This is a genomic window from Shewanella gelidimarina, from assembly GCF_023283945.1.
GTDB classification, from domain to species: domain Bacteria; phylum Pseudomonadota; class Gammaproteobacteria; order Enterobacterales; family Shewanellaceae; genus Shewanella; species Shewanella gelidimarina.
On record NZ_JAKIKW010000009.1, the window covers coordinates 48,748 to 68,111 of the forward strand.

A 19,364-nucleotide genomic window follows, 5' to 3' on the forward strand; every position below is an offset into this window, starting at 1 on the left:
AGTAGTTTGCCAATAAGCTATTTTTTTTGTGATTTTTTCATCGCAATAGAAATACAGATTGCTGCGCCGCCCCAAGTGATGGCCAGTGCTAGTACCATCATAATGATTGCTCCAGTGCTCATGGTTTACGCTCCTGTGGTAGGTGTTGATTCGACACTAGGCCGATAAAAATGGCACAAAAAAGCATCAGTGCGATAAGACCCCAGCCTAAAAGTAACTGATCGACAACGGGGTAGTCGCCATAGCCATTTTGAATAGTATTAATGAGGTTTTTGACCAGGATCCCTGCCAACATAATAGGGCTAACAAAGCGTAAGCAGACGATAAGCCACTTACCTACGCTAAACTCGCTACTGCGATTAACATAATCTCTGACATCTGCCAGTTTGAACAGCCAGCCCATGATCAGTAGCTCAATCAAACAACTGGTCAGCAGTGCAACGTTATTGATGAAGTAGTCCACCAGATCCAGTAGCAGTAAGCCGCCATTACTGGAGAATGCAAGTGAGGTGATATAACCTAGGCCACAAACTAATAACGCTGCTTTTTTTCTTGAAATAGTGATTTTATCAATAACCGCGGATACCACGGCTTCAATTATCGATATATGCGAGCTAAGCCCTGCAACCACTAAGGCTAGAAAGAACAATGGCCCGAGAATATAAGGTATTGGTAATAAGTTGATTGCTGCAGGAATGGTGACAAAAGCCAGTCCTACCCCAGAGGAGACCACTTCGGTGATCGGTTTCGATTGTTCAGCAGCCATATAACCCAATACTGCAAAAATCATGATCCCACCGAGTATAGAGAAACCACAATTGATCAGTACGGTCATAAAGGCATTGTTGTTGATATCGGATTTTTCTGGCAAATAACTGGAGTAGGCCAACATGATGGCAAAGCCAACACTGAGGGTGAAGAATATCTGTCCGTAAGCGGCTGACCATACTTTAGCATCGAGAATTTTACTAAAGTCAGGCCTAAACAAGTAGTTGAGCCCATCTAAAGCGCCGGGCAACATAACGATCCTACCAATAAGCACTAACACCATGATAAATAGCAAAGGCATCATGATTTTACTGGCGCGTTCAATGCCGGCTTTCACACCTGAATAAACTGCCAGAGTGGTTATTGACCAGGCGACCGTCATCGGTATTGCAATGTGGAACTGTAGATCACCAAGCTTGGTGGGGGAATTATCGCCTAGCGCTAAGTATTCGTCGAAAAAGAAACTATTGGTGTCGGTGCCCCAGCTTTGGTCGACCGAGAACACTAAGTAGGACATTGCCCAGCCAATAATAGCGACATAATAAACGGCAATAACCGCCGCGATAAAGACCTGAAACCAACCTAACCATTCGAGTCGTAACCCAATACTTTGGCCTAGCTTGGCGAATACCTTAGGCGCTGCTCCGCGGTATTTATGGCCGAGGCTAAATTCCATAATCATAAAGGGAATACCCGCTGAGAGCATGGCAAATAGGTAAGGGATAAAAAATGCGCCACCGCCATTTTCATAAGCCATATAGGGGAAACGCCAGATATTGCCTAAGCCTATGGCTGAGCCTACAGCGGCAAGAATGAAGCCTGTTCTTGAATTCCATTGCTCTCTTTGCATCGAACGCGCCTTTTTCTTACCAATTACTAGATTGTAAATTGGGGGTCATGGCTTAATTTTAGTCTGAATTCAGAATCTTGCTTTATATCGGGTAGAGGCATGTAAGCATGTTCTTAGTCACAGGTACTAGCGGTGATATTGCAGCTCTAAACACTTAATTTCATCGACAAGATGCTGGTTCTGAGGCGTGGCAATACCATGCAGTTTTGCCATCTGTACAACAAAGCCATTAATGGAGTCTATTTCCGTGGTTCGTTGATGCTGCACATCTTGATGCATCGATGAATAGTTGTCGGCCGTAAGCGTGATCACTTGGTAAACCCGATTTAACACTGAAGGTAACTCCAATGAAATATGTTCGGCATTTGCGACTTTTACCAGCTCAGTGACTGCCGCTATGATGGTGTCACTGTATTGCTCATGTGCAAGCTGACCATTTTGACAATTATGGATCGCGGTCAGCGGATTAATGGCGACATTGATTGCCAGCTTTTGCCAGAGCATAGTCAAGATATCTTCACTCCACTGGCTTTGTGGTATGGCAGTTAAAAGTATGTTTTTAAGTGATTCAGGTAATGTTTTCTGGGCAGAAGACTTTTGCTGAGAAGAGGACTCTAACGCCTTAAAATGCTTAGGCAGTTGAAGAATCCCTAGCTGAGTGACACCTTTGCCAGTTTGTTTGGTATGCCACAGCGATTGTTTTAATGCTGCTTGAGAGGTGGTGCCAAGACTAAGGCTCTGCCCGTTGAGCATTTGGGCAACGTCCAAATGCGGTCCCATTCCATTGTGTAACAGTAAGATGTGGCACTCAGCGCTGAGCATGGGGATGATTGTTTTGAGTGCGGCGCAGACTTGATATGCTTTGACACAAACAATGAGTAGGTCAGTCTTTGGTAATTGCTGTGCATAGTCATTTAGGCCAACAAACTCTGCAGTCTGTGTCGACTCAGTATTGTCTAGACTGGTAAACGTGAGCGGTTGTAATTGGGAATGTTCAGCTCTGCTAATGACGTTAACGGCTATTTTACTGGCGGAGACAGCTGTGCTTAGCTGGTGATAGATCAGTTGCCCTATCGCACCAGCGCCAACAATGCTGACCTGCTTTAATAATGTCGAATTTGCTGAGGTTGAATCGTTGGCTAAGATCATCAGTGATTTATGTTCTTTAATTATCAGGATTAGCTTCTTTGCTCAGCCTACACTGTCGTCGATGATTTTCGCAGCTTTAAAGTACTTTATATAAAGCCATAGCGTGACATAAAACAGCGCAATACCCATCATGTCGGCGATGACATCAGCAACAGAAGCGCTGCGGTAAGATAGCTGAGATTGGACCATCTCGATAAAGACAGCATAGACGGCTAACACGACAGCAAGTAAATACCATCTCGGTTTAAAGGCAAAATAGGTCAGACAGGATAGAACAAAAAAGCTGCCGAGATGACCTAGCTTATCAAAGTTAGGAATGCTGTTGATGTTATAGCTTGGCTTGGAAAAAACCAAATAACTAACGACCATTAAGGTTATTGCTAACGCGAGCTTGAAGATATTTTGTTTGTTGATCACATCATACACACTGGAGTCATTTGCCCTCATCATAAAAAAATAGGCCGATAAAGTCACCTATAACTATGCTTGGTATCAATTTAATCTTTATTACCTCTTCAAGTCATCGCTTTTCGTGGGTAAAATACGGTCAAATCAAATTTTAAGGATCAAGCGCATGCCTTCAATGGATATCGTGTCTGAAGTAAATGAAGTCGAATTACGTAACGCCGTGGACAATTCTATACGTGAATTGCAAGGTCGCTTTGATTTTCGCGGCAAAGAAGCCAGTTTCGAATATAAAGACCATGCGGTAACGTTATCTGCAGAAGATGACTTTCAATGTAAGCAGTTAGTGGATATTTTACGTATGCAATTAAGCAAACGTGATGTTGACCCTAAGTCGATGGATGTTGCTGATAAGGCCATCCATAGTGGTAAAACCTTCTCTTTACAGGTGAAGTTTAAAGAGGGTATCGAAACATTAATTGCTAAGAAGTTGGTTAAGCTGATAAAAGACAGCAAGCTTAAAGTGCAATCTTCTATTCAGGGTGACTCGGTGCGTATTACCGGTAAAAAACGTGACGACTTGCAAGCAGTTATGGCGCTAGCGCGCGAATCGGATCTTGGTCAACCGTTTCAGTTTAATAACTTTCGAGATTAGTCACCGTCCCGATTAACCATTTTGATGGCTAATCGGTAGTGTCGATCGTCGATGAATTTAATGAGAGCTCACCGTTAACTGTTGAGCTCTTTTTGTTGGGTGCTTTCATCAGCGCTCACCGTTTGAGTCTCGGGGACATACTTTTGCACCAACAGCACCAGGCCTAATACTGGGAAACCGATAAGACTGGCGCCAACAAAGAAACTCACGTAGTCATAAGCATCTATGTACGCGCCGGAGAAACCGGCAACAAACTTAGGAAATAGCAACATGATGGACGACAGTAATGCGTATTGCGTCGCACTATAGCCAGTACTGGTTAGGCTAGAGAGGTAAGCAATAAAGGCTGCCGTTGCAACGCCACCGCTGAAGTTGTCGACCGAGATTGCTAAGGTTAAAAAAGGCACGTTGTAGCCAATGACGGCTTGATATGCGAAGAGTAAGTTGGTTGTGGCGACCAAAAATGCGCCGAGAAATAATATTTTCATTGTGCCGTACCGAGCCACTAATAGCCCGCCTGCACCCGCGCCCACCAGCGTCATGATCAAACCATAGACTTTACTTAGTGTGGCAATTTCTGCTTTAGAGAACCCCATGTCGACGTAAAATACGTTTGCCATTACGCCCATCACAATATCTGAGATCCGATAAGTCGATATTAACAGTAGAATTAGGATGGCACTTTTACCATAGCGTTTAAAGAAGTCGAGAAAGGGCAGCACGCTGGCGGTATATAACCAAGACAGAGTGGCCGCTATTGCTGGCGAGTAACGCATCGAAAACTGTTGCTTAAGCTCAGCTTCTTTCTCATCGGCCTCTTTAGATTCTACTTTGGGTTCATCGCTAAATAGCGTGGTGATGATACCGACAGACATTAAGCCTGCCATGGCTAAATAGGCTGTTTGCCAAGATACTAAACTATAGGTGTCGTTATTAGGTTCAATCCAGGCGGCGATGGTTAATGCACCTGCGGTCGCAATAATCATTGCGCTGCGATAACCCACTTGATAAGCAGCGGCTAGCGCTGCTTGCATCTTCTCTGACGCTGATTCAATTCTGAATGCATCAATAACAATGTCCTGAGTTGCAGATGCCAAGGCAACCATTAAGGCAAAAACAGCCAGCTTCTCGATATCGACCAGAGGATCGCTCTGGCTCATGCCTACAATGGCAACGACCAGGATCAGTTGAGCGAATATCATCCAGCCTCTGCGCCGGCCAAGTAGCTTAGTGAATATAGGTAATGACATTCGGTCGACTAGCGGCGACCATGCCCATTTGAAACCATATACTAATGCTATCCAACTGAAATAACCGATAGCCGTTCGGTCTACTCCCGCTTCTCTTAGCCAAAAAGAGAGTGTTGAAAAAACTAACATCAGTGGTAAGCCAGCTGAAAACCCCAAAAGTAATAGGATCAGAACCCGTTTATGACAGTAGATCGAGAGTGAATTTTTGATGCGCTGAGAATAAGAGGTCATTGACACTGAAGGCACACGCTTGCTTAAAAAAGTCAGGGTATAAACAGCTTACGGGTGAGTTTGCTTTGGTTCAAGGGTTTAATGGTAGGGGCAACGAATAAATGATTAGACTCACTAAAAAGCCCAAACCGAGAGGTTTGGGCTTTGGGTGTTGCTTTTAGTTAAAGCTTTCGATTGAAACTAAGGTCTAACGCCTACACATCCTTGAGGAATTTCTCCACCAATACTGAGATAGTCACAGCAGTCATCGACTTGCTGCCTCAAGAACTGATTACCTCTAATAGCCCAAAAGGGCCATTTGTCGAAGGAATGCAGTAGGTGCCAAAACACACGTTCCATATCCGTTTGCGCATCACCCTGATGGTCATACATCTGCCATTCTTCTAGGGTGTCCCATAGATATAGCTGGATTTCATTGAAATCGAGTTGATTACTTAAAAACGCTTTCCCATAGAAAGCCAGCTGGGGCGCTTTATCATCAATGAACTCATTTGGTGTCATTGAACCGCCTCCTTTTACTTACTCAGCAAGTATAGGATCTAATTTAGGGCTTTTGCTCAAATAATTCAAAATAATTCAAAATTTACATTTGTTACTTTCTAGGCAGCAAAGTCGCTTTTTTTAATACTATGTCTTCGATAGGAAAGTCGGGCCATTTAAGCTTACTGTTAAACTCTGTTGGCACTAAAGCCATTGCCGCGAGAACTTCCATGCCTGAAGTGACTTCACCAAAAACGGCATAGCCCCAACGGCGCGATGAAGGATCGAGCTTTTCGTTATCGACGATATTAAAATAGAATTGGCTGGTGGCTGAGTGTGGCTCTGCTTCCCGCGCCATTGCGATAGTACCAGTTAAGTTGGATAAGCCACTGCCAGACTCATTCACAATGGGTTTATCAGTTGGACGTTCATCTTTATTTAAATCCAGGCCTCCTCCTTGCACGACAAAGTCTGCAATAACGCGGTGAAATAGCGTGTTGTCGTAGTGGCCTTTTACAACATAGGTGAGAAAGTTATCGACGGTCAGTGGTGCGCGGGTTCTATCTAGCTCAACCACTATTTTTCCCATGCTGGTGTCAAACTCAACCTCGGGATATAGCGTATTAGGTTGAATATCGACAGCATGGGCAAACGGCGTGAGCATTAACACGACTAAGCTAACGCAATTTATCATCCAAGATTTCATAATCTTCCTCGTTGTTGTCGTTGTCGTTATTGTTGTATGAACTGATTCAGCTCTGGATCATTAATAATGTCACGAGTCAGCTCACCGAGTAGCTTGTTCATTTCAAGTTCAAGGGTGGCGAAATCAGCACTAAAAGGGCCTTTTAACATGCCTTTTGCTCGATAGCGTTTAGTCAGCGACTGATGCGTATTTTGAGCGATAACATTAATGATGATCTGACTATTAGCTTCAAAACCAAAAGTACCTTCATCTACATCTGTTAATAACTGTTCTATTTGGATTTGTAAGTGCTTAACCGAACTTGGGTCGACATGATAACCTGCTTGAGAAAAGCCATCTCTAAAGACTTGATCCATTTGTACTCGCGGTGCTTCGCTCGGGCTGACTAAGCGCGCTGCATTGTCGCCATCATTAAATCGCACGATGAAGTTAGCTGAACGGGTATCGATAGTTTCTATCGCGATTGGCAGTTGGGCACTTGTCTGTTGCGTAATACTGGGGACTTGTGGGTTTAACGCAATGTGTGTTGGGGGCTGGCTCGCGCAGCCTATAACGGAAAAAGCTACTGCAATTATTAAAAGTTGAGGTTTCATTATCACTATTTTTGTCAAAATTGGGTTGGCTCCAGCATACCAGAAGATGATCTGATTTCCAGAGTCAGAGTGGATTTTTAGTGCATCAGTGTTTCTGACCGTTTTTGTTATGGCCTACGCGATAAAAGTTGTTGTAGTATGGCGGCTTAGTATAAGTGAACTGTTTATTTATTAATGGATTAGTGGATTTCACTATTTTTTGTAAAGTGTATTAAGGGAACCAATATGCGTATTTTAACAATCCTTGTCGCGGGTTTATTGAGTTGTAACGCTATGGCTGCTGAAGGCGATCATATTATAGGCGGTAGTGTGGGCTATGGCGCTAATGAGCTTGATGGATTCGAGAGCGATAACTCAACCAGTGGCGATAACGTTGTTTATGATGTTTACTATCGCTACATGTGGCATGACAATTTTGGTGTCGAAGCGGGTTATTTTTCCGGTAGTAGTGGAGTATTTAGTGCTTTAGGGAGTATTTTTGGCCAAATTAACAATATCGAGTATTCAGGTTTAAGGGTTACTCTATATGGAGAGTACATACTGTCCGAAAGAAACCGTTTATATGCTAAGTTGGGCGCGAGTGCTAATGAGCTGAGCTATAAATGGGGAAGTAGTTGGAGCAATGACGAACTTCAATCCTCTAATGAAAATGATGTTGATTTATACACGGCTGTAGGATGGGAAGTTCGTTTTCATTCGGGCTTTGGTATGAATATCGAATATCAATATATTCCCATTCAAGCGTTAACAGCTCAGAACGTTAACTTTGGTATCAGTTACCAATTTTAGAAGCGTAGATTGAATGCTAATAGCGTCTTTAATATAAGGCGCTATTAATTGATCGTAACTTAATACCGTTATCTCTCCCCCCTTCACGTACCACCATACCTACGCCAATAAATGCACTCGACACTCAATAAGTTTACAGTTTGGTAACAAAAGATCGTTGAACAGCTTTTAACCTGAGTCAGTTCCAGTTAGAGTAAAAGGTCAAATATGCTCTTGGGGATTAACACGTTATGTCAGCTGATCGCGCTCTATGGACACCTAAAGTACTGACCAGTTCTACAGCCCCTCAAAGTCTTATTGATGATAAAGGTTGCGCGATCTATGGGCATTTCGATGGTCCGGTTGTCAATTTAGCGGCTGATAAATTCCGTTACTTTAACGAAATGGACAAGCCTGCATCAAAGTGGGCTAAATATTTCGACTTTAAGCAATTTCAGTTTGTGAGTATTGTGACTCCCCATTATGTCATTGGCGTTGCGCTGGCTGATATTCGTTATGTGGGTAGTGCGTTTTGCTATTTGTATGACATTAAACAAAACCAGTTGATAGAAACAAGTTGGCTCAAACCTTTGGGGATGGGCTATCAAATGTCAGCTTCCCCTATGCAGGGCAGCGCAAAAATCAAAGGCGCTAAAGGGTCCGTTGAATTTGATATCGAGCAGGGGACATGGCGCGTAAAACTCGATACGTTAGGCATTGAAGCGGATTTATACTTGCAACCTGAACCGCTGAGTTTACCTATGGCCATGTGCAACCCGACGGGTTATAGCGGCTGGACTTATACCCAAAAACACAATGCACTGAATGTAAAAGGTACCTTGCTGATTAATCATGAGCCACAACCATTGCAAAGGGTGACGGCGGGCTATGATTTTAGTGCCGGTTTCATGCGTCGTGAAACAAGTTGGCGCTGGGCCAGTATTAACAGTTTAACTGATGAAGGTAGTTTAGGGCTTAACTTAGCCGCTGGCGTGAATGAAACAGGTTGCAATGAAAATGTGTTTTGGCTCAATGGCGAGCGTCATCTGCTCGGTGCAGTGCATTTTGAGTTTACGCGACAGCGGATAAAAGGGGAGCAAGCACGGCAGTGGCGGATCTATTCTGATAATGGCCAGGTTGAGCTGACGTTTACTCCGCAAAATTGTCGCCAAGAAAAGCTAAACTTATGGCTAATTAAAAGTAACTTTAGACAGTACCTCGGGCACTTTAACGGATCTATTATCGATAACTTGGGTAACAAACATCAGTTAACTAATGTGCTGGGCTTAACTGAAGATCATTTTGCTCGTTGGTAATCGAGTCAATAAATTCACCTTTTTCGGTGTGAGCAACAAATAGAGATAATAAAGGATTGTATAAGATGGATTTTAATTCACTGATCTCCCACCCTGAAGTGTTGCTGCTGGTATTGGCACCGATTTTCTTCGTCTGTATTTTATTAGAATGGTATGTCGGCGATAGGCAAAATCGATTACCGCTCAATGCGCGCTATCACCTGCCAGAAGTATTGTGTAATTTTGGTTTGGCAGCGATGCACCAACTAACAGACCTTCTCACTGGACTGTTCATCGCCAAGCTTTACTTAATGTTTTTTGGTTGGCGCTTATTTGATATAGAGATGAATGGCGCAACATTTGTCGCATTGATGGTGGCTCAAGATTTTTGCTATTACTGGTTCCATCGTGCCAGCCATCGAATTCGCTGGATGTGGGCGGCTCATGTGGCTCACCATAGCTCGGAGAACATGAACTTTAGTACCGCATTTCGCCAAAGCTTAATGTATCCATTAGCGGGAATGTGGATCTTTTGGCTGCCGTTAGTGGTGGTCGGCTTTGATCCTAATTGGGTGGTGTTTGTGGTGCTACTCAATTTAGGCCTGCAGTTTTTCGTTCATACTCAAGCGATAAAGTCACTGGGGATATTGGAGTGGCTGATCAATACGCCTTCGCACCATCGAGTGCATCATGGGCGTAACCCGCAATACATCGATAAAAACTATGCTGGGATCCTCATTATTTGGGACCGCATGTTTGGTACTTTTGAAAAAGAGGTTGAAACGGTTGAATACGGCATTACTAAGCCTATCAATAGTTTTAATCCGTTAGTGGTCACCTTTACAGAATGGCGCGATATGTTTAAAGACACTTTTGCGGCCAACCTCAGTCCAATACAACGTTTTAAAATACTGTTTGCGCCGCCCGCGACGGCTGAATCGCAAATCACAAGGTTAGATGTTTATCATGAGAGTGGTAATGAGAGTCAAAGTACTAACAGCGATGAGCCACAAGAGCCGCTCGTTGCAGTAAAGTCGGCTACCGACGCTAAATAGGCTGTTGGCAGTGCTGATGGGATAAGTTAATGGTCTTAATTAGCGCAATAAAAAAAACGGTGAGTTAATCGCTCACCGTTTTATTGTCTGTCTATGGTGTGTTAATGCAAATGAGCCTAAGCGTTAGGCTTACCATACAGGGCACTTTGTGGGTGCGGTGTATCAGACGTTTTATCTGTGTCTGCATCAATTTCAACTTCAAGTTCAAGTTCAGGGTCTTGCGCTTTTTTACTGATTTTTTGTGCCTGTAAAATCACAAACTTCCCATTTGATGCCACCGTCGTACAATTCTTGAAAATACGCTGTAACTTTACGTGGTATGCCAAATGTCGATTACCCACGACATGTAAGATCCCGCCATTCTTTAGACGTCTAAATGCATCTAAGAACATCTGCCATGCGATATGATCGGTAATCGCTTCACCTTGATGAAAAGGAGGGTTACATAAGATTAAATCAGGGCGGAAGCCTTCGTTCATGTGTGTTAGACAATCATCCCAAGCAAACGTGGCTTGTTCGCCAACAAGGGTGGGGTTATCTAAATCATTCAATGCCCAGTTGTCTCTCGCGGAAGCGACTGCCATTTCTGAGTCATCAATAAAGTGTATGTAAGCTTCTGGAAAGCATTGCTTAGCGTGTAAGCCCAAAATACCGTTGCCACAGCCCAAATCGATAATGGATTTAAAATCACCTTTAGGCATGTTGTCGAGCATGATCCGTGCGCCTATATCAAGTTTGCTGGCGGCGAACACATTACTCAAATTACTTATCTGCAGTTGACACTCGTCTACTGACCAGTTTGTGGTGGTGGGTAAGGTGCGTGCTTTACCATCTGCGATACAGGTAATAACGCGGGTCTTTTTCCAAGTGAGGCTGGCGCTAGCCTCACCAAGATTACGACTAATGGTTTCGAGCAGTGACTTATTAATCGATTTAGCTTTAGCCCCTATCAGCACAGGGGTTCCTGCTGGCAGGACGTGTGACAATCTCTTTAGCTGGTGGCTAAAGTAGTTAAGATTCTTTGGCAGTTTCATTAACACCAGTTCGATGCCTTGCGGCAACTCGTCACGACTGTTCACCCATGTGAGGCTATCTTCACTGAGCTGGTTGCGCGTTAGGTTCTGGCTTGTGCCCAATAAACTGGTCTTTGCATCTGTCTCTAGCGTTAGTGGCCAATCAGGACTGATGGATAACAAACCTGCGGTTAACGCACCAAAGCCATCATTTACAATCGTGGTGTTGACCGCCGCTTGCTCTGTGTCGATTAGATACTTTACTAAGTGCTCATCGGCAGCGTCCCACGCCTGCAGGTTAGACTCTTGTCTGCTAGGGTAACGGAAGAGTTCGAGCTCGATGCCCGATACTGAAAATTGTGTCGTCATATGCCAATAAGTACCAAATAAATGTGGGCGCGTATTATCGCAGATTTATGATCTTAGGTATATGTTAGGTGTAATGATAGCTTTCTAGCACATTTGATGACTTTAAAAGCAACATTATAAGGGGGAAGGATGAAACAAGAGGGCTTTGGCTTTGATGAACAAACGCCATCGATCGTCGATAAGTCAGAGACTGCGGAGAATTTTGCGCAGGCGGAACGATCTGCAAACCCCCTATCTGCACCTTATACGTTAATCAAGGGGTACCTTAATGAGGCTCAGCAACAAGCGCTATTAATTGAGGCGAGGCAATATCCGATGAGTCAGCCAGAATTGGTGGTATACGGTAAAAGTCATCCTATCCCTCGAAGCCAAGCTTGGTTTGCAGATAAGGGCTGCGATTATTTTTATTCAGGTCTGTTTATCGAAGCTCTACCATGGCCAAAATATGCTGATAAATTGCGACAAAAGCTAAACCGAGATTTCTCTCTGATGAGTAATGGGGTACTGGTTAACTGTTATAAAGATGGCACTGAGTCTATGGGCTGGCATAGCGATGATGAGAAAGAGATTGCAAGCGGTAGCGATATCGCCTCGGTCACATTAGGCGCAAGCCGAGACTTTTTTCTGCGACATAAGCGGACGAAAGAAAAAATAGTACTGACGCTAAATAGTGGTGATCTACTCATCATGCACTGGCCAATGCAGGCGCAATGGGAACATGCGTTACCCAAACGATTACGAGTGTCGCAAAGCAGAATCAATTTTACCTTTAGACAGCTAGTACCTAACTTTCATCTGTGACGAGTAACTCTTCGTCAAATTTATACCGTTTTGTTAGCAAGTTCGCACTCTACGCTTAATAATTACTCTATGCTGGAACAAGGAGTTGTAGTTACGTATAAAATCATTAACGTTAACTGCTATTAAATTGTGAAATGGGCTGACGGCTTTTCACTTATGACTGTTAAGGAGTTTTCGATGAAAAAGATGTTTATTGCAACGGTGTTAGGCGCTGTTACTCCTGGTGTGATTAAAGCCCTGGCTGAAGAAACACGAGAAGCCGGTGGTGAGTGGATAACCAGTAAGGTGATTAAGGTTGACCACCATTTTGCGGCCTTGTTAAAAGTGGCTATTGAAGATGACATGTCACAGCCTTTAAAAGTTCAGTTTGAGCGACAGTTTCCCAAGCTCACTTTTTTATTTGAAGCATCAAGCGCTGCTCCGCTGAGTAATGTTAGGGAGCTTCACCTTAATGTAGATTGTAAAGACCGTCCTGGCTTGACGCGAGAGATCGTGGATGTATTAGTTAATCTAGACCTTGGCATTGAGCATATGGAGTTTAACCGAGTGCATGTGTCGACTATCGGGCAGACAGTATTTACTTCAAAGCTCACGGTATTGCTGCCAAATGAGGTAAGCAACGAGAGTGTGGTTGAACTGTTGGAAGGAATATCGAAGGATTTAAGGGTGAGTATTATTTAAATGGCATTGTTATCGACAGCTCTGCTGTTGAATTAAACGGTGATACTGACTCTGCTTTGTTGCACATTATCAGATAAGGCTAATGTGCGTGTCACCGTATCCGTAAAATAGCCTAGAGTTGACCTTTACTTCTCATGGCAGTAACCTGCCGCAATCGCATTTATGCCATTTGAGAACATCGTTATGTCAGTTGAACAGATCATTACCGAAAAACTCACCGCCGCACTTTCACCTTCGCACTTAGAAGTGATCAATGAAAGCCATAACCATCACGTACCGCCAAACTCAGAAACTCACTTTAAAGTGATTATTAGTAGCAGTGAATTTGTGGGTAAACGTCTGATTGGGCGTCACCGAGCGGTAAACGAGGCATTGGCAGAAGAGTTTTCTCAAGGCCTACATGCACTCTCTATGCATACATTTACACCTGAAGAGTGGGCGCTTGAATCGGCAGTTCCAGCTTCTCCTAAATGTAAAGGCTAGTATTAGTCATACTATTAGCAACACGCGTTTACAAAATCACAGCATTACGCTGTGATTTTTTGGTTTAAGGCGCTTAAATTTAGAATAAACGAACTGGGTTTTTAACGAAGTATCACTGCTGTTGGTTTTTATTAATGAGTGTGTTTTGACCTTGTTTTATCCTACTCGATGACATCTGTTCAACTTTGTTGGCAGCTTACTGTATCTATTACCAGCCTCGTTAGCGCACTCTAAATTCTAAAAAGATTGATGTTGGAGAGTCAGCGAAGCTTACTATGACTTAGCATTTAGTTTGCATAATGCTGCTATGTACGGCAATTCCCCTGGCTGCATGAGCCATAGAATTGTGTTTTAAACATTCGCTGCGGATCTCACCGCATTGTTAAGGTCGTGTAAGGCGGTTAACCAAGGTATGCTGGATGAGCAGACTGCGGGATATGTAGCGGGTTATATTATTAATGAAGAAAGCGTTATTGATAAGTTAATCGCTGCAGAGGTGATGGCTTAACTTACGGCTAAGTCAAAGAAAGCAGCGGCAAAGCCGTCTCAGCAAGGCTCGATAAATGATGCTTATATTGACTACTAAGCTGGGGTACGTAAGTATCAGCTAATGCCAAAAAATCCTTACAGTCGATTAAGGCAGTAACCTACGCCGTGCTCAATGGTAAACAAAGAGCAAATTTGGAGATTAATATGCCGTTATTAGATAGTTTTACCGTTGACCATACTCGAATGAATGCACCTGCTGTTCGCGTTGCCAAATCAATGTCTACGCCTAAGGGCGATACAATAACGGTATTTGATCTGCGTTTTTGTGTACCCAATAAAGAGATATTAAGTGAAAGAGGCATCCATACTCTTGAGCATCTTTTTGCCGGCTTTATGCGTGATCACCTAAATGGCGGCAATGTCGAGATTATCGATATTTCACCTATGGGCTGTCGTACTGGTTTTTACATGAGCCTTATCGGTACACCTACAGAGTCGATTGTGGCTGATGCTTGGTTGGCGGCCATGCAAGATGTACTTGCCGTGGTTGAGCAATCTGAGATCCCGGAGCTCAATGAGTACCAATGCGGTACTTATGAAATGCATTCATTAGATCAAGCCAAAGAAATTGCTCGTAGCATCATATCTGCTGGAATAAATGTGAACCGTAACGATGAACTCACTTTGAGTGATGAGATCTTAAACGGCTTGTAATATCAGTCGTGTCGGTGATGTTAAAAAAGCGGCATTAGCCGCTTTTTTTTGTTTTTGCTTAGCAATCAACGAATAGTGCGTCGATAGGCTTTTTTGACCGTTAACCTATTAAATTACGACCGAGGCATAATAACGGGCTACTTAGTGACCGATTTACAAGCTATTTGAGTTGCTTAGCGGGGAGTGTAAATCACACATTTTCTATATTAAGGTCAAATTCAAGCTGCAATTGTCTGATTCTTTGGTCATATTGTCTAATGAGACAAAGAGGTGTCGATTAAATAATCGGCATTTGAATTCAAGGCCGTTGTTAATCATATCCGCCAAATGTTGGATGCATTTTTATCAATTGAAATCGATTAACCCCTTTATACCTATGGATAAAGGGAGATCGGCGACAACTAATTGAAACCTAAACATCTCATCAATTCGGGATGTTTGTTATTAAAACGTCGGCAACCTTTTAAAACAGGCATATTTTTCATGGCGACCTAGTGATATTTGGGGTAAAATGCGCGCGACCAGCGTGATTGCGATCGCATTTCTGTGATAAATCTGCGCTAGCTCAACACGAAAAAAAGGTTTGTTTAAAACTTGTGTGTTTAGCAGGAACGCGGCGCATTGTCTTTCCTTCATAACGTAGTGCTTGTGGATATGATTACAATAAAGAAAGGATTGGACCTACCCCTAGTCGGTGGGCCAGAGCAAGTTATCTATGATGGCCCGGCCATCAAACATGTAGCTATTTTGGGTGAAGAGTATATTGGCTTACGTCCTACGATGAAAATCAAAGTGGGCGATAAAGTTAAAAAAGGTCAGGTTCTTTTTGAAGATAAAAAGAATTTGGGCGTGAAATATACTGCTTTAGCCAGTGGCACAATTTCCGAAGTTAACCGGGGCGCTCAACGTGTTCTGCAGTCTGTTGTTATTGATGTAGAAGGGGATGACAGTATCTCTTTTGCTAAATTTGACGCCACTGCAATAGAATCCGTTGAGACTCAGCAAGTTCGTGACAACCTGATCGAGTCAGGTTTGTGGACGGCTTTGCGAACGCGTCCTTTCAGTAGAGTACCCGCAGTTGATTCAACTGCAGCCGGTATTTTCGTCACCGCGATTGATACTCAACCATTGGCAGCAGATCCTGTTGTCGTGATTGCTGAGCATAAAGCTGATTTTGAAAATGGCTTAACGCTACTTTCAAAGTTAACCGAAGGTAAAGTTTACCTTTGTAAAGCACCAGGCGCTGATATTCCTGTTGCCAATGCTCAAGTTGAAGAGTTTGCAGGGGCACACCCAGCAGGCTTGCCAGGTACTCATATACACTTCCTATTACCAGCTTCTGCTAATAGAACCGTATGGCAGATTAACTATCAAGATGTTATCGCGATAGGTCAGCTATTTACTACTGGAGAGTTAAACACTCAACGTGTGGTATCTGTAGCAGGCCCTAAAGCGGTTAAGCCTCGATTAGTTCGCACTGTTGTCGGCGCCGCCATGGCTGAGTTGATTCAAAATGAAGTAAGCGAAGGTAATGTACGTGTTATCTCCGGTTCCGTTTTGAGTGGACGTATTGCCGTTGGTCCTCATGCTTATCTTGGTCGTTACCACAACCAAATTAGCTTGTTAGAAGAAGGCACAGAGAAAGAACTATTTGGTTGGGCTATGCCTGGCAGCGATAAGTTCTCGATCACTCGTGCATTTCTTGGGCATCTTTCATCTTCTCGTTTGTTTAATATGACAACGAGCACCGGTGGTTCAGACCGCGCAATGGTACCGATTGGTAACTATGAGCGAGTTATGCCGCTGGATATTCTTCCGACTATGCTACTGCGTGATCTTGTTTCTGGTGACTACGATGGCGCCGCAACATTAGGTGCATTGGAGTTAGATGAAGAAGATTTGGCACTGTGTACTTTCGTATGTCCTGGTAAATATGACTATGCGTCATATCTACGTGACTGTTTAGATACGATCGTGAGGGAAGGCTAATGGGCTTAAAACAGTTTTTCGAAAATATTGAACCGCAATTTGAAAAAGGCGGTAAATACGAGAAGTTTTATGCGCTTTTTGAAGCGGCATATACTGTCTTTTATACGCCAGGTCAGGTGAACAAGGGTCGTACCCATGTTCGTGATAACTTGGACCTAAAGCGTATGATGATTATGGTTTGGGCATGTGCATTCCCAGCTATGTTTGTCGGTATGTACAACGTAGGTTTACAAGCACAAGACGCGTTAGCAGCAGGCTTTGGCTCTCCTGATACGTGGCAGGTTGCTTTGTTCGGGTTGTTTGGTACTGAATTGACTGCAAATTCAGGTGTGGCCGCATTGATGTGGTATGGCGCTTGTTTCTTCCTCCCTATCTACGCGGTGACATTCGCTGTCGGCGGTATTTGGGAAGTGCTATTTGCATCAGTACGTGGCCATGAGATTAACGAAGGCTTCTTTGTTACCTCAATTCTTTTCGCACTAACACTGCCTGCAACAATTCCTCTATGGATGGTTGCTTTAGGTATCACCTTTGGTGTGGTTGTGGCGAAAGAGATCTTTGGTGGCACAGGTCGTAACTTCTTAAACCCAGCACTTGCAGGTCGTGCATTCCTATTCTTTGCTTATCCGCTAAACATGTCTGGCGATACTACTTGGGTCGTTGCAGACGGCTTCTCTGGTGCAACTGCACTGAGCCAAGCGGCGCAAGGCACATTGGAATATGGAATTACGCAAGATTGGTGGAACGCGTTCTTCGGTTTCATTCCAGGTTCTGTTGGTGAAGTTTCGACACTGGCTATCTTGATTGGTGGCGCAGTTATCATCTATACCCGTATTGCTTCATGGCGTATCGTTGGTGGTGTTTTGGCTGGTATGATTGCCGTTTCATTTCTCCTTAACGCGGTTGGCAGCGACACTAACCCAATGTTTGCCATGCCTTGGTATTGGCATCTAGTGTTAGGTGGTTTTGCATTCGGTATGATGTTCATGGCGACAGACCCTGTTTCAGCGTCTTTCACTAATAATGCGAAGTGGGCTTACGGTATCTTAATCGGTGCTATGGCGGTATTTATTCGTGTTATCAATCCTGCTTTCCCAGAAGGCATGATGTTGGCCATCTTATTCGCTAACCTATTTGCTCCATTATTTGACCATTTTGTGGTTCAGTCGAATATCAAGCGGAGGATTGCTCGTGGCTAGTAATAAAGATTCGTTCGGAAGAACACTGTTCGTTGTTGTTGGCTTATGTTTCATCTGCTCTATGTTCGTTTCGACGGCCGCAGTATTATTGAAACCGATTCAGCAAGAAAACAAATTACTTGATAAGCAAAAGTATATTCTTGAAGCTGCTGGTCTGATTAATACTAAAGACGGTAAAGTTGAGAAGGCGCAGGTTCTTGAAATATACAATAAGCATGTAGAGGCTAAACTCGTTGATCTTAAAACGGGTGACTGGGTTGAAGGTAATGCAGATACTTTTGATGCAGAAAAAGCAGCGCGTACTCTAACGACTTCTTTTGTACCGCAAAATGACATTGCGTCAGTTAAGCGTGTTGCAAATAATGCCGTGGTTTACCTCGTTCGTGATGACAACCAGCAATTACAGACAGTGATTATTCCTGTTAAAGGTTATGGCTTGTGGTCAACGATGTTTGCTTTCCTTGCTGTTGAGCCTGATCTAAATACGATTCGTAGCTTGGTTTATTACAGCTTTACCGGTTCTGGTGAAACGCCAGGTCTCGGTGGTGAAGTGCAAAACCCACAGTGGATTGCTAAGTGGACGGGTAAGAAGTTATACGATGAAAAGGGCAACCTTGCTATCAGTGTCACTAAAAACCCGACGGTTGCCGCTTCTCCATACGGTGTTGATGCACTGTCTGGTGCGACGTTGACAAGTAATGGTGTACAGCATTCTCTGACATTCTGGTTAGGTGAAGAGGGCTTTGCTCGCTTTATCGAAAAAGCTCGCAATGGAGGGATTAGCTAATGGCTGATGCTAAAGAACTTAAACAGGTTCTAACCGGACCTATCATCAGTAATAACCCAATTGCTTTGCAAATTCTGGGTGTATGTAGTGCACTCGCTGTCACCAGTAAAATGGAAACGGCGATTGTAATGACCATTGCACTTACTGCGGTAACGGCACTGTCTAACTTGTTCATCTCAATGATCCGTAATCACATTCCAAGTAGTGTGCGTATTATTGTGCAGATGACGATTATTGCGTCACTGGTAATCGTGGTTGACCAAGTACTACAAGCTTATGCTTACGATGTTGCTAAGCAACTTTCTGTATTCGTTGGTTTGATTATTACTAACTGTATCGTGATGGGCCGCGCTGAGGCTTATGCGATGAAGACACCTCCATTGATGAGTTTCATGGACGGTATTGGTAATGGTCTAGGCTACGGTGCAATTCTATTGTCTGTAGGCTTCGTACGTGAATTGTTTGGTAACGGTTCATTGTTCGGTATTGAAATCTTAAGCAAGATTTCAGACGGTGGCTGGTATCAGCCTAACGGCCTATTGCTTCTGCCTCCTAGTGCGTTCTTCCTGATCGGTGCATTGATCTGGATTATCCGTACTATGAAGCCAGAGCAAGTAGAAGCAAAAGGATAAGC

Annotated in this window: 22 protein-coding genes; 13 read left to right on the forward strand and 9 right to left on the reverse strand. The window is 43.6% G+C overall.

Annotated features, from left to right (window positions below; translation table 11 throughout):
• Positions 1–17: 17 nt before the first annotated feature.
• The 4 genes from L2729_RS09715 to L2729_RS09730 form a co-directional block, all read right to left on the reverse strand.
• Positions 18–122 (reverse strand): methionine/alanine import family NSS transporter small subunit, encoded by a 105-nt coding sequence (locus L2729_RS09715; RefSeq protein WP_248988088.1) that lies wholly within the window; start codon positions 120–122, stop codon positions 18–20.
• A complete protein-coding gene (locus L2729_RS09720; RefSeq protein ID WP_248988089.1) occupies positions 119–1,618 on the reverse strand; it encodes a sodium-dependent transporter in 1,500 nt (499 codons plus the stop codon). Before L2729_RS09720 ends, L2729_RS09715 begins: the two co-directional genes overlap by 4 nt.
• A gap of 126 nt (positions 1,619–1,744) precedes the next feature.
• Positions 1,745–2,767 (reverse strand): ketopantoate reductase family protein, encoded by a 1,023-nt coding sequence (locus tag L2729_RS09725; protein WP_248988090.1) that lies wholly within the window; start codon positions 2,765–2,767, stop codon positions 1,745–1,747.
• A 42-nt stretch (positions 2,768–2,809) separates the two neighbouring features.
• Positions 2,810–3,184: a VanZ family protein gene (locus L2729_RS09730; protein WP_248988170.1), complete on the reverse strand. Its 375-nt coding sequence runs from the start codon at positions 3,182–3,184 to the stop codon at positions 2,810–2,812.
• A gap of 157 nt (positions 3,185–3,341) precedes the next feature.
• Here L2729_RS09730 and L2729_RS09735 point away from each other — a divergent pair, with 157 nt between their 5' ends.
• The gene (locus tag L2729_RS09735) at positions 3,342–3,827 is read left to right on the forward strand and encodes a YajQ family cyclic di-GMP-binding protein (protein ID WP_101089946.1); all 486 of its coding nucleotides are present in this window, start codon (positions 3,342–3,344) and stop codon (positions 3,825–3,827) included.
• Positions 3,828–3,901: 74 nt separating this feature from the next.
• Here the strand turns inward: L2729_RS09735 and L2729_RS09740 are convergent, their stop codons facing one another.
• The 4 genes from L2729_RS09740 to L2729_RS09755 all read right to left on the reverse strand — a co-directional run bounded on the left by L2729_RS09740 (position 3,902) and on the right by L2729_RS09755 (position 7,087).
• The gene (locus L2729_RS09740; protein WP_283104195.1) at positions 3,902–5,308 is read right to left on the reverse strand and encodes an AmpG family muropeptide MFS transporter; all 1,407 of its coding nucleotides are present in this window, start codon (positions 5,306–5,308) and stop codon (positions 3,902–3,904) included.
• Positions 5,309–5,488: 180 nt separating this feature from the next.
• Positions 5,489–5,809 (reverse strand): hypothetical protein, encoded by a 321-nt coding sequence (locus L2729_RS09745; RefSeq protein ID WP_101089947.1) that lies wholly within the window; start codon positions 5,807–5,809, stop codon positions 5,489–5,491.
• 91 nt (positions 5,810–5,900) lie between these two features.
• Entirely contained in the window at positions 5,901–6,482 is a 582-nt protein-coding gene (locus tag L2729_RS09750) for a peptidylprolyl isomerase (protein WP_248988172.1), read from the reverse strand.
• 38 nt (positions 6,483–6,520) lie between these two features.
• The gene (locus L2729_RS09755; RefSeq protein ID WP_248988091.1) at positions 6,521–7,087 is read right to left on the reverse strand and encodes a YajG family lipoprotein; all 567 of its coding nucleotides are present in this window, start codon (positions 7,085–7,087) and stop codon (positions 6,521–6,523) included.
• Between the two features lie 225 nt (positions 7,088–7,312).
• Here L2729_RS09755 and L2729_RS09760 point away from each other — a divergent pair, with 225 nt between their 5' ends.
• The 3 genes from L2729_RS09760 to L2729_RS09770 all read left to right on the forward strand — a co-directional run bounded on the left by L2729_RS09760 (position 7,313) and on the right by L2729_RS09770 (position 10,205).
• Positions 7,313–7,876, forward strand: a complete 564-nt coding sequence (locus L2729_RS09760; RefSeq protein WP_248988092.1) for a porin family protein — start codon at positions 7,313–7,315, stop codon at positions 7,874–7,876.
• A gap of 230 nt (positions 7,877–8,106) precedes the next feature.
• Positions 8,107–9,171 carry a DUF2804 domain-containing protein gene (locus tag L2729_RS09765; protein WP_248988093.1) on the forward strand — a complete coding sequence of 355 codons (1,065 nt, stop codon included), beginning with the start codon at positions 8,107–8,109 and terminating at the stop codon, positions 9,169–9,171.
• Between the two features lie 65 nt (positions 9,172–9,236).
• Entirely contained in the window at positions 9,237–10,205 is a 969-nt protein-coding gene (locus tag L2729_RS09770; RefSeq protein WP_248988094.1) for a sterol desaturase family protein, read from the forward strand.
• 116 nt (positions 10,206–10,321) lie between these two features.
• Here L2729_RS09770 and L2729_RS09775 read toward each other — a convergent pair whose 3' ends face one another.
• Positions 10,322–11,587: a methyltransferase gene (locus tag L2729_RS09775; RefSeq protein ID WP_248988095.1), complete on the reverse strand. Its 1,266-nt coding sequence runs from the start codon at positions 11,585–11,587 to the stop codon at positions 10,322–10,324.
• A gap of 129 nt (positions 11,588–11,716) precedes the next feature.
• Between L2729_RS09775 and L2729_RS09780 the strand changes: the two genes are divergently transcribed.
• The 9 genes from L2729_RS09780 to L2729_RS09815 all read left to right on the forward strand — a co-directional run bounded on the left by L2729_RS09780 (position 11,717) and on the right by L2729_RS09815 (position 19,362).
• On the forward strand, positions 11,717–12,388 hold the full coding sequence (locus L2729_RS09780) for an alpha-ketoglutarate-dependent dioxygenase AlkB family protein (RefSeq protein ID WP_248988096.1): 672 nt from the start codon (positions 11,717–11,719) through the stop codon (positions 12,386–12,388).
• A 177-nt stretch (positions 12,389–12,565) separates the two neighbouring features.
• Positions 12,566–13,069: an ACT domain-containing protein gene (locus tag L2729_RS09785; RefSeq protein WP_248988097.1), complete on the forward strand. Its 504-nt coding sequence runs from the start codon at positions 12,566–12,568 to the stop codon at positions 13,067–13,069.
• A gap of 183 nt (positions 13,070–13,252) precedes the next feature.
• On the forward strand, positions 13,253–13,552 hold the full coding sequence (locus tag L2729_RS09790) for a BolA family protein (protein ID WP_101090036.1): 300 nt from the start codon (positions 13,253–13,255) through the stop codon (positions 13,550–13,552).
• Between the two features lie 379 nt (positions 13,553–13,931).
• Entirely contained in the window at positions 13,932–14,060 is a 129-nt protein-coding gene (locus tag L2729_RS21675) for a hypothetical protein (RefSeq protein WP_283104196.1), read from the forward strand.
• A gap of 185 nt (positions 14,061–14,245) precedes the next feature.
• Positions 14,246–14,755: an S-ribosylhomocysteine lyase gene (luxS, locus tag L2729_RS09795; RefSeq protein WP_248988098.1), complete on the forward strand. Its 510-nt coding sequence runs from the start codon at positions 14,246–14,248 to the stop codon at positions 14,753–14,755.
• A 654-nt stretch (positions 14,756–15,409) separates the two neighbouring features.
• A complete protein-coding gene (locus L2729_RS09800; protein ID WP_248988173.1) occupies positions 15,410–16,744 on the forward strand; it encodes a Na(+)-translocating NADH-quinone reductase subunit A in 1,335 nt (444 codons plus the stop codon).
• Entirely contained in the window at positions 16,744–17,943 is a 1,200-nt protein-coding gene (locus L2729_RS09805; RefSeq protein WP_248988099.1) for an NADH:ubiquinone reductase (Na(+)-transporting) subunit B, read from the forward strand. Before L2729_RS09800 ends, L2729_RS09805 begins: the two co-directional genes overlap by 1 nt.
• Positions 17,936–18,730: a Na(+)-translocating NADH-quinone reductase subunit C gene (locus tag L2729_RS09810; RefSeq protein WP_101089958.1), complete on the forward strand. Its 795-nt coding sequence runs from the start codon at positions 17,936–17,938 to the stop codon at positions 18,728–18,730. The genes L2729_RS09805 and L2729_RS09810 overlap by 8 nt, the downstream gene beginning before the upstream one ends.
• Complete coding sequence (locus L2729_RS09815; protein WP_101089959.1) at positions 18,730–19,362, forward strand: NADH:ubiquinone reductase (Na(+)-transporting) subunit D; 633 nt, start codon at positions 18,730–18,732, stop codon at positions 19,360–19,362. Before L2729_RS09810 ends, L2729_RS09815 begins: the two co-directional genes overlap by 1 nt.
• The last annotated feature ends 2 nt before the right edge of the window (positions 19,363–19,364 follow it).